The following is a 10,582-nucleotide window of genomic DNA, read 5'->3' on the forward strand; positions in this document are numbered from 1 at the left end:
GGACTCGATCCCCCGGCGGGCGATGCGCGGGATGATGCCCTGGCCGCGCACAAAGGTCCACCGATGGGGATAGTCGTAACCCTTGTCACCGTGGAGTTTGCCCGGCCGGCGACGTCGTGGCCCGCGGCGGGAACGGATCGGCGGGATACTGCGCACCAGCGGCTCCAAACCCAGGCTCTCGTGGACGTTGGCGGCGCTGATCGCGACAGCGAGGGGCAGGCCGGTCCGCTCGGTGATGAGGTGGATCTTCTACCCTTTCTTGCCGCGATCGACAGGATTCGGTCCCGTCAGCTCCCCCATTTGACGGCCCGCACGCTGACGGAGTCGGTCGCGCACCGCGACCAATCCAGCTCACCGCGGGCGCCGAGCTCGTCCAGCAGGATCCGGTACAGCTTGGCCCACACCCGCGCGGCGCTCCACTCGGCGAAGCGGCGGTGCACCGTCTGCCAAAAGGCGCTGAACACCGGCGGCAACTGCCGCCACGCACACCCGGTGGTGGCCACATACACGATCGCCGCCAGGATCACCCGATCGTCGACCCGGCGCCGTCCGCCACCATGCGGCCGCGTCGGCGCCGGCGGAGCCACCCGCTGGAACAACTCCCACAACTCATCGGGCACCAGCCGTCGAAGGAACGCATCCACGAACGAACTAACGATCAATCCCCAAACGAGTCACGGTCTAAATCAACTTACTATTGCGATGCGTGAAGCGACCTCTTAGAGTGGGCGTGCAGAATGATTCCTATTAGGTGGGTGACAGGTCATGACAGGATATGGAGAGGATATGACCTACGCTCACTATACTGGTCACAGTGATTTTATCCGGGTCGCTGCTCCCGCTATTGTGGAACGCCTGTCAGCGGCCGGACTGGGCGGAGGACATGTCGTAGATCTAGGCTGCGGTTCAGGAATTCTGGCGGGCAGTCTGATCGAGGCGGGATTCAGTGTAGTGGGTGTGGACATCTCACTCGATATGCTAAGACTCGCTCAGATGAATTATCCGGGTGCGCAGTACGTGAACGCCTCATTTCTTGATTACGAGCTTCCCTCATGTGTCGCAATTACCGCGATCGGCCAGTCTCTCGGTTACACTCTAGATCGCCGGAACTGCAGTGTGGAGTTGAATCGCATATTCCGCAGAGTGTGGATGGCTTTGAAGCCAGGAGGGGTTTTTATCTTTGATCTCAACACACCCGCAACAAAAGTCGACCATACGGCTTCGGATACTCTCTGGAGCCGTCGCGACACTGCCGAGTGGACAATCCTCTCCAAGGTAGCCGTGGACGCCGACCATGCGTCCATGACCCGCCACATAACCTTGTTCCGGCTTGTCGACGGCAGTTATCGGCGTACCGACGAGAGCCATCGCGTTCTGTTGTTCGAACCCCGCAAAATACTCGATCTCCTCGCATCAACAGGTTTCGTGGCACAGCAGATCGATGGTTACGGAGGGCTGATCTTTGCGACCGAGCTGGCCGCGTACGTTGCGCAAAAGCCCAAGACCTGATCAATGCAACGGTCTCGCTCGCGGCTATTGCCCCATATCAACGAAACCGGAGTCGTAACCGGACGCCTGCAGCCGAAACAGACGAGCGTATATCCCATTCGCAGCCAGCAACGTGTCGTGTGTCCCCTGCTCGCTCACCTGGCCATGACAGAGGACGACGATGAGATCAGCGTCGCGGACGGAACCTAGCCGATGCGAGATGAGAAGGCTCGTCCGTCCGCGCCGCAATCGTCGAAGCGAATCATGGATCTCATGCTCGGCGGCGGCATCAAGACCGGCCGACGGTTCGTCGAGCACCATCAGATCCCGCCGATGTTGGTCCCGGAAGAACGTCCGTGCCAAGGCCACTCTCTGCCATTGGCCGCCGGATAGAACCACGCCGATCTCGGACCCTTTGGCGGTCGATGGGATGGCGAAAAGCCGGGACAGAAGGGTTTCGTAGCCGCGCGGCAGCCCGCTCAGTTCTCGATGTACCCCCGCCTCTTTGGCGGCGGACTCTACGCGCTTGGCGTCGGAGGGAACGGAGATATCGCCGATCGAGATGTTCTCTCCAGCGCTCATGTCGTATTCCATGAAATCTTGGAACATCACACTCATCCGCCGGCGCAGTTCCAAGGGATCCAACTCCCGGATATCGATTCCGTCCCACAGAACAGCTCCTCGTGTGGGATCGTAGAGTCGGCACAGAAGTTTGACCAATGTCGTCTTGCCTGATCCGTTAAGTCCGACAAGGGCGACGGTACAACCACGGGGGATGTAAAGGGTGACACCCTGCAGGACCCATGGGTGATCATCAGCGTAGCGGAACCAGACATCCCGGAACTGAATACCATGGCGTAAAGCGGTAATCTTACGTGGCGCAGCCGTGATCTCCAGGTCGGCACCCGCGGATGTGATGCTCATATAATGCTCGAACATCAAGAGCCCTTGGTGGCATCTTGCGACGTCCACGGTCAGCGCGGTCATACTGCCTTGCAAGCCGACCAGGGCCGCAACGAACACGGAGATCGAGCCGACGGAAAGCTCGCCCGTCAGAGCGAGACCGAACGCCCAGAGAAGCCCGGCCCCGGAGACAGCGGCGGACAGGAGGGAAAGCCCTCCCTGGAGGACTGCCTCCCGCTGATCGACCTTCCGTTTCTCGGCGTTGGCAACTCTCCGGTCCGTCATCATCCTGTCACGGAAGAAGCCGCCTACACCGAACAGACGGACCTCCTTCGCAGCTTCGACGGTGGAGAGCAGACGGTTGTAGAATTCTTCGCGGCGCTCAATCGGGCCGATCTCGAGGTACATTTTTGCGCGCCGTTTTGACAACGCTATCTCGGCCACCAAGACCGGCAGGCTCGCCACGATGGCAAGCGCGGCCATGAACGGATTGATCAAAAGGAGCGAACCGACGAACCCGCAGATGGTCAGCGTGGCCCTGGCGACATTCAAGATGGACTCGCTGACCTGTGTCGTCGTCCCGCACGAGTGCTGGGCCAGGCGAAGCCTGTCGAGGAAGTCCGAATCTTCAAACCTCGCCAGGCCGATGAACCTGTCCAGTGCGTCGAACAGGCGAGTGAAGGCGAGCACCGACACTCTCCGCTCGATCTCCGCCCGGATGTAGGTTGAGGCATGGGGAATGCACGTCGCCACCAGGCTTACGCAGATCAAGCCGACCGCGATACGCACGATGGTCACCCAGTCGCCGCTCGCCACCAACTCATCGATTGCGGCCTTCATAAGCCAGGCGTTGACGATGCCCGATAAGCTGCTGGCCAGCGTGATCGCCAAATATAGGGCATAAATGTGCGGCGCGGCTCGCCACGCAAGGGAAATGCTGACGAGCGCGCCTCGAAATGCTCCGGAAGACTTCCCTATCGTATCGTCCATGGCCCTGCGGCCGTTCGAGGACGCGCCCACGGTGAACCTAGCTCGTGGTCATGTCATGCGGTGTCGGCAGAGGCTGGCGCGCGTGCCAATCTGCCACGACCGATTCCCATTCCGCCCTTCCGACGACACCGCGAGCAGTCACTTGGCTATCGGCGTTGACGAGGCAGAAGTACGGGAGATAACCGCTGGGATCGTAGTCAGTGAACATGCGGCTGAGGCTGGCTGGCGCCAGGAGTAGGGGCGCGGTTATGGTGACCCCCATTTCGTATTGAACGGAGGTGAGCCACGATCGTGTGTTCTCCGGGCCGACGTCGGAGACGAGAACCAGCTCCACCCCAGACGACTGCCGCGCCGCCGCCGATAGTTCTTGTAGGGACGGCAGGAAGTTCCGGCAGCCGGAGCAATTCGGTGAGACGAAGATGAATCCGACAGCCTGACCCGCGAATCGTTCTTCGGTCACGATCTGACCGGTCAAAGTACTGGCCACGAAGGGGGGCGCGACCGCGCCGACGGCCAGTTCGTCGGCCTTCGGCCCGATGAGGTTGTCATGTGCGGCCTGTCGGACTCTCGCCTGTCGCGCCAGCCGCAACGTGAGCATGAGGTTGACCAGCGATATGACACTCATCAGGTATAGCGCTGCCTGTGAGCTGTCCATCACGCCTCCCATTCTATTGTCATCGGCTTGCGCGTGATTTCGACTACGTCGCCGATATTGATCGTGATGAGGGCTGTGGCGACGGCGGCCACACCGATAGGGAGCGTGCCTTCCAGGGGAAGTCCCGCCGATTGGCCAGCCAGAAGTCCGGCCACCGTGCCCGCCATGATGAGGAAGTTACGGATGATGTCGTAGCCGGAAATGCTTTCCTGATTTGCGCCGAAACAATGGCAGGACACGCGCCTGCGCCGGATCCTCAGCACAGTCAGCACACCCGTGTATACAATCAAGATTGCCAGGCCGCTCCAAAGACCGGCGAGTCGCAGGGCGGCCGAGGACACGATCAGGGCGCCGGCCAGGCAGATGACCGCGACAAGCTCAATACCAATCGTCGCGTAGGAGGACGCATTCGTGAAGCGCTTGGGAACGATCGCGAATGATTCAACCGTCTGTACGAAGGCGCCGACGCCGCGGAGTTTGCTGAACAACGAGGCGGCAAGAATGGTGAGTAGAAAGATGTTGTTGAAGAAGGCCAGGAGCGGTTCCCAGGAATACATGATCTGTCGCCTACTCGGTAAGGGATCGCGAACTTGTCACCACACAGGGGCTTTGTGTGTCGTCGGCGCCGGGCACAGCCGTTGTCTGATATCGGAGTGCCTGGACAATGGACCAGAGCAATTCTTCCTCGGCGGGCAGGGCATGGGTGACGCGGAGGCCGAGGCGTTCGGCGTCCGCGCGAGTGATCACATAGTCATGCGAGTGATATCCGCTGACGAGCCGATCGACGATCGTGTCGATCTCATCGGCGTCCTTTTCTCGGAGCTGGTAGTGCAGCAACTCGCGAGCCATGTCACGGATCAGGAGTTCGGCTCGGTAGAAAGAGCCGAGCGAGGTCGGCGAGACTCGCTGTGCCAATAGGGCAAGAACCTGAATCAGATCGCTCTTGTCGTGGATGCCGTACCAATCCTTGGCCAATCGGCTGAAGGCTTTGACGTCCTCAGCGGAGAGGATTCCAGACCCGCCGCCTTGTACGACGCCGGTAGATGCGCCGATGCGGGGATCGAGCGGCCCGAGCTGACTCATGGGGGTGAGGACCAGTTCGTCGGCTCCCAGGCAGATGAGCGTGCCGGCCGACCAGGCTCGGTGTGGTACGAGAATGGTCAGGTGGTCGGTGTACTCGCGCAGAAGCAGAGCCGTCGCGCGTGCCGCGGTCGCGACGCCGCCCCTGGTGTTGAGCAGGAAATCCAGCCGGGCGGTGCGGCCTATGGTCCGCAGCTGCTCATACACCAGTTCAGCGGATGTCTCGATTATCATCCCGTAGTAAGCAATGACCGGGCGACCGCGGGAGAGTTCCATTTGATGCAGGTCAGGCGTCAAGAAGGCGTCGAAGTATGATTGTTGGTCTGCCATGTCCCGGTCTCACTTCGCTCCACCGTGCACCAGGCAGCTCACCAGCTCCTCGGCCATGCGCAACTCCGGCACTCTGTCCTCGACGAAGAGAAACTGCCCGTTAGGGTTGATCTCCAAGAAGACATACCTGTCGTCGGGAGTGTGGATGAGATCGATGGCGCTGTAGTTCAGGCCATAGGAGCGCGTCAGTGCCAGGCAGCCGCTTGTGATAGCGTGCGGCAAGGTGGCCTTCTCGTATCTGATGTCGAGGTCGAACTGCCGCCAGTCGACCGCGGCTCGCGCATGTTCCTGAGAGAAGATCTCCGCCGCGAACACCTCATCACCGATGACGGTCACCCGGAGCTCCGTCCTTTTTGGTATCTTCTCCTGGAATTGGCACGGCGTGACACGGACTGAATCCAGCAGATCCAGTTCTTTTTGTCCGATCAAGGTTGTCTCGACGAATCTCACCGGCACCGCGTGCGCTTCGTCGGCGGACAACTTGCGAAGCGCCAGGTAGGGGTCGCTGAGCACTTTGTAGACCATCTCGCCACCGCACTCGTCGTAGAATTCGAGCGCCGCATCGGGATCCGTGGTCACGATCGTGCGTGGCACCTCGAAGCCGAACCGTGCCGCCCGCTGCAACTGCTCTATCTTGTAGCCGGCGTTGCGGATGTTGTCTGGGCGGCTGATCCAGAAGCAGTCCAGGGAGAACAGGATGCCATAGATCGTGTGCTCCATCTCTTCTGTGGCGAACGCCTGCTGCTGCTTGTCCAGGTCCTCGGGAAAGCCAAACGAAATTGGCTTGCGCCACCAGATCGATCCGATGTCCTGGAGATTCATAATTTGATTGTTCGTCAGTATGCGAATTTCTCCATCGCGCTGATCGCGGCTGTTTCTGAAGGTCAAGGAGGCGCGGGCTGGAATGTCGCTGAAATTGAGCCGCACCGGCTTCTGGCCGCGCGCACGCATGATCGAGATCAGGCGATCAGCGTGGGCGTCTGTGATGTCGCTCACTATTAGAATGCGGCCCATTTCCTGTCGATTCTCCTAAGGTGCGGTCCGAATCATCCGTAGTCGCAGTAGTAGCTGTGGCTGCCGCAAAGCCCGGCCGTGCACCTGGGGCCGTAGTTGCACGTGGTGCCCGTTGACGTGCAGCGGGAATAATAGGCGTCGATGTTCCATCTGGTGCATACCGCCGAGCCGAGCACGACGGTCGAGTCGCCCTCCCACATGAACTGCTGCTTCTCGTGGTCGTACTCGCCGAAGACGGACGGTGCGCGTTCTTCCACCGCCACACCGAATGCGAACGGTTGTCTCACAGGTCCTGACTCCTTTCTGCTGTTTTCGCCAACCGCCTTTGCATTGAGCAGGCTGAGGATCATCCCCTGCTTTTGCTAGGGATTGGTCCACGTACTTACCAGCCTCGTGCTGACTCCATGGTGGCCGGCATCTCTTGCGCTTTTGTGGTGGCGGGTGATGCGGCGGTTTCCGTACCTGGCAAGAGCGGCGACGTGGGGCGATGGCGGCGTGGTGGCCAGAGGTACGGGATTGCGCTACGGGAGGAAGTACGCTCGCCTCGTTCACAAGTTCCTGAGGATGACATCCGGAGCACGTGGGTCGGGGGCGCTCTCGATGTGGGATCGCTCGCTCTCGCTGATCAGTCCGAGAGCGTGCAAGATCGCAGCTGAGTTTCGCCGGCATTCCTTCGCGCGATTCTCCGCTCCGAGGGCGTGATAGCTCAGGCCCAGGCCCCACCAGTGCGTGGCCTCTGTGCAACTGCCGAGGTCATTGGCCGCGCGATCTGCGTCGAGCGCCTTGAGGAAGTAGTTCGCCGATTCCCTTGAGCGGCCCATGCGCCGGTGCGTCTCGGCAATGTACCCGAGCGCGATAGCCGAACCCACTAGATCCTCGATCTCGCGAGTTATGAAGAGAGCGTCGCCGAAAGCCGTGACAGCGGCCTTCAGATGACTGCTCCGCAGGTAGGTGAGTCCGAGGTTGGTCAGGGTGATCGCCTCACCGTACCGATTGCCCTGGCCGCTCTCGAGCTCGACCGAGAGGCGGAAATTGCCGATGGCTTCCTCGAAACGGCCAAGCCTGCTGTAGACGACTCCCAAGCGGTCGAGCTGGGCGGCCTCTCCCCGGCGGTTGCCGATCAGCCGGTGTTGTTCGAGTGACACCTTCAGATGGACCAACGCCTCGTCGAGCCGGCCAAGGTCGGCCAGCACGTAACCGAGATCGCCATGCGTCACCGCCCGGTGGTGGGGATCGCGCAGGCGATCGGCAGCGGCGGCGCCCAACTCACTGATCTCCCACAGCTCCCGCCACCGCCCCCGCTCGTACAACGGGAAGAAGAGTCCCGCCGACAGAGCGGTGACCAGATCGTCGGCACCGAACCCCACGGCGCTGCCAATCGCCACCGGCAGCTGGGCGGCCTCCGCGTCCACCCAGGCGTACACCTGATTACGGTCCCGGAAGCCCGGCCTCGCACCGGTCGTCGGGGGACCCAACGTCGTTCGCCAGGCGGCAACGGGGATCACTTGTTCGCTCGCGTCCCTGGCGGCGCCCAAGTAGGTGTGGAGCGCACGCCTGACTGCACGCTCCCGTTCTTCTGGCAAGTCGTGCGCCGCGGTGAGTTCCCGGGCGAAGAGTCGGGTGAGATCGTGTATGGAATAGCGTCCTGGGGCGACGGCCTGCACCAAGTGAGCCTCGGTGAGCTGGTCGAGGAGGTCCTCCGCGCTTAGCCGGGGGACGTCGGCAAGGGCCGCGGCGGTGTCGACGCCGATCTCCGTGACATTGAGCAGGCTCATGCACCTGAACATGCGGGCCTGTGCCTGGTTGAGATTCCGGTAGCTGACCATGAAGCTGGTTCTGACAGCACGGTCCTCGACCTCGAGTTCGGCAAGACGATGCCCCTCCTCGGCCAGCCTTTCCGCCAGCGTCTGCCAGGTCCAAGCGGGTCGTACCGAGAGCCGGGCGGCCGCGATCGAGAGCGCCAGAGGAAGGTGACCGCACTGTCGGGCGACGGCGATCTGGGCTTCGGTGTCAGCGCTCGCTGAATTCCAGGCGTCGCCTGGCCCTATCGCTGGACGGGTGGCATGGCGTGTGAGCAGGGTTCGAGAGTCCTCCTCGGATAGCACGTCCAGTTCGTACAGGATTCGGCCTTCCAAGGAGGCCAGCGTCTTGCGACTGGTCAATATGACACCGCAGGTCGAACTTGCCGGTAGCAGTGCGCGTACCTGCCTGGCGTCCAGCACGTTGTCCAATACGAAGAGCATGCGGCGCTCGGAGATGCGGGAGCGGAATTGGGCGGCGGCCTCGTCGACGTTCGTAGGTATGGCGGCGGGGTCCACTCCGAGGGATCGCAGGAGGCGGCCGAGGCATTGTATAGGTTCCAGCGGTTCGAGGTCGGGCGTTGAACCGTGCAGGTTGAGATAGGACTGTCCGTCGGGAAAATGCCTGGCGGCGTTCCAAGCCACTTGGACCGCTAACGCTGATTTGCCGATGCCGCCACTACCGGAAATCAGGATGGGTTGTGGGCGTCTGTCGACCAAATCTGAAACGAGTGCTGCAATCAGCTCCGATCGTCCGACGAAACCTGGTATTACAGGAGGCAATTCCCGGGGAGCGAGTGATGGACCGCTTCTGGGTGGAGGGGATTCAAGACCTTGTCCGGAGTCCGGCAGGCCGCAGGTGGGCTCGCAGATATCTCTTGCGGGCGCGTCAGGCGTCCCTATCTCAAGTGTGCTGGCTCTGCTGACATCTTGCCTGAGCACTTGAAGATGTGCATTCACCAATTCAGAACCAGGAGATATCCCCAGGTCGTCGGCCAGGCGTCGGCTGATGTCACCGAACACCTCAAGCGCGGCGGCCTGCTGGCCGCAGCTGGCAAGGGCAATCATCAGCCGCGCGTGCGACGGTTCGTGCAGTCGTTCCACCTGCGTGATCGCCCGCAACAACGGAAGTACGAGCTCGTGTCGACCGAGCGCCCCTGCTACTTCTGCATATTCCAGCGCGCCCGCCAACCGCTCCGCGCTCAATGCGCATACCTTCGGATGGTTGCGGAGTGTCGGAAGATCCAGCAGCGGACTGTCCCGCCACAGATCCATTGCCTGCCCGTATGATGCGGCAGCAGCGTTCAGATCAGCCTTGTCGCGGTGTTCGCGTGCCTGGCGAAGGAAACATCTGAACGCAAGGGTGTCCGCTTCCCCGTCCGCCACGGACAGCTGATAGCCGTGCTGGCGGCAGCGAATGAGCTCCTTGTGCCGAACCGGATTCCCCACGTGGCGCAATGCACGGCGAAGCTTGCTGATGTAGCCGTGCACCGCTTTGATATGAACATCCCCAGCCGCGTCTCCCCATAATGTATCGGCAATGGACTCCATCAACACAATTTGGTTAGCGGACAGCGCCAACAGTCCCAATATGCTTCTCTGGCGCTCGCCACCCAAGGGAACAATGGACTCGTACGCCCGCACCTCAAGCGGACCCAGTATTCGCAACCAGATGGTCGGCGACTCCTGACCGCCGAGTGGATCGGCCTGCATTGTTCCGGCGAGAGCGAGCACGTGCGACAGGCGACGTATGGTCTCAGCGCGTGGACGGCGCGTGCGCCCCTGCTCAACATCGCGGATCACCGCCACGCTCACCCCGGCCTTGGCGGCAAGCTCCTGCTGGGTAAGGCCTGCCTGCTCGCGTCGCAGGCGCAGCACATCACTCAAGTTATCCATAACTCGTTGCCCTCGCGGAAGGGGTGAGGAATTCGAGAGCGATCTAGCGCCGTCTCCACAGAGAGCTTTACTCACTCAGTCATGTTTGGCAAGTTGTTTGAGACGCTACGGTGATTCGAGTACGGCCGCCTTATGGGTCTTCGAAATTAAGCGGGGATGGTCCGGTTGCAACTGGTGCGGATGGTTGCGCAGCGTGATCGGAGTAGTTGGTTTAGACCGTGACTCATTTGGGGATTGATCGTTAGTTCGTTCGTGGATGCGTTCCTTCGACGGCTGGTGCCCGATGAGTTGTGGGAGTTGTTCCAGCGGGTGGTTCCGCCGGCCGGGCAAACTCCACGGTGACAAGGGTTACGACTATCCCCATCTGTGGACCTTTGTGCGCGGCCAGGGCATCATCCCGCGCATCGCCCGCCGGGGGATCGAGTCG

Annotated in this window: 8 protein-coding genes and 2 pseudogenes; 2 read left to right on the forward strand and 8 right to left on the reverse strand. The window is 61.3% G+C overall.

Going from position 1 to position 10,582, the window contains the following annotated elements:
* A pseudogene (locus tag ABN273_RS58410) lies at positions 1–644 on the reverse strand (IS5 family transposase); the annotation flags it as partial.
* Positions 645–786: 142 nt separating this feature from the next.
* Here ABN273_RS58410 and ABN273_RS58415 point away from each other — a divergent pair.
* Positions 787–1,509 (forward strand): class I SAM-dependent methyltransferase, encoded by a 723-nt coding sequence (locus ABN273_RS58415; RefSeq protein WP_349458434.1) that lies wholly within the window; start codon positions 787–789, stop codon positions 1,507–1,509.
* Between the two features lie 24 nt (positions 1,510–1,533).
* On the opposite strand, the gene ABN273_RS58420 is transcribed toward ABN273_RS58415, so the two are convergent.
* From ABN273_RS58420 to ABN273_RS58450, 7 genes are all read right to left on the reverse strand, one after another.
* Positions 1,534–3,282 (reverse strand): ABC transporter ATP-binding protein, encoded by a 1,749-nt coding sequence (locus ABN273_RS58420; protein ID WP_349458435.1) that lies wholly within the window; start codon positions 3,280–3,282, stop codon positions 1,534–1,536.
* 136 nt (positions 3,283–3,418) lie between these two features.
* A complete protein-coding gene (locus tag ABN273_RS58425) occupies positions 3,419–4,036 on the reverse strand; it encodes a TlpA family protein disulfide reductase (RefSeq protein WP_349458440.1) in 618 nt (205 codons plus the stop codon).
* The gene (locus ABN273_RS58430; protein WP_349458436.1) at positions 4,036–4,593 is read right to left on the reverse strand and encodes a MauE/DoxX family redox-associated membrane protein; all 558 of its coding nucleotides are present in this window, start codon (positions 4,591–4,593) and stop codon (positions 4,036–4,038) included. Before ABN273_RS58430 ends, ABN273_RS58425 begins: the two co-directional genes overlap by 1 nt.
* A gap of 10 nt (positions 4,594–4,603) precedes the next feature.
* Positions 4,604–5,446 carry an SDH family Clp fold serine proteinase gene (locus ABN273_RS58435; protein WP_349458437.1) on the reverse strand — a complete coding sequence of 281 codons (843 nt, stop codon included), beginning with the start codon at positions 5,444–5,446 and terminating at the stop codon, positions 4,604–4,606.
* 9 nt (positions 5,447–5,455) lie between these two features.
* On the reverse strand, positions 5,456–6,442 hold the full coding sequence (locus ABN273_RS58440; RefSeq protein ID WP_349458438.1) for an MvdC/MvdD family ATP grasp protein: 987 nt from the start codon (positions 6,440–6,442) through the stop codon (positions 5,456–5,458).
* 50 nt (positions 6,443–6,492) lie between these two features.
* On the reverse strand, positions 6,493–6,747 hold the full coding sequence (locus ABN273_RS58445; RefSeq protein ID WP_349458439.1) for a hypothetical protein: 255 nt from the start codon (positions 6,745–6,747) through the stop codon (positions 6,493–6,495).
* A 261-nt stretch (positions 6,748–7,008) separates the two neighbouring features.
* Entirely contained in the window at positions 7,009–10,137 is a 3,129-nt protein-coding gene (locus tag ABN273_RS58450) for a BTAD domain-containing putative transcriptional regulator (RefSeq protein WP_349458441.1), read from the reverse strand.
* A gap of 334 nt (positions 10,138–10,471) precedes the next feature.
* Between ABN273_RS58450 and ABN273_RS58455 the strand changes: the two are divergent.
* Positions 10,472–10,582 (forward strand): annotated as a pseudogene (locus ABN273_RS58455) (IS5/IS1182 family transposase); the annotation flags it as partial.

It is taken from the genome of Nonomuraea sp. B19D2, from assembly GCF_040137845.1.
Lineage (GTDB): Bacteria > Actinomycetota > Actinomycetes > Streptosporangiales > Streptosporangiaceae > Nonomuraea.

Excerpts from the sequence above, each read along its gene's own strand:
- ABN273_RS58415 (WP_349458434.1), top strand. The coding sequence starts at position 787 with ATGACCTACGCTCACTATACTGGTCACAGTGATTTTATCCGGGTCGCT.
- ABN273_RS58425 (WP_349458440.1), bottom strand. The coding sequence starts at position 4,036 with ATGGACAGCTCACAGGCAGCGCTATACCTGATGAGTGTCATATCGCTG.
- ABN273_RS58430 (WP_349458436.1), bottom strand. The coding sequence starts at position 4,593 with ATGTATTCCTGGGAACCGCTCCTGGCCTTCTTCAACAACATCTTTCTA.
- ABN273_RS58435 (WP_349458437.1), bottom strand. The coding sequence starts at position 5,446 with ATGGCAGACCAACAATCATACTTCGACGCCTTCTTGACGCCTGACCTG.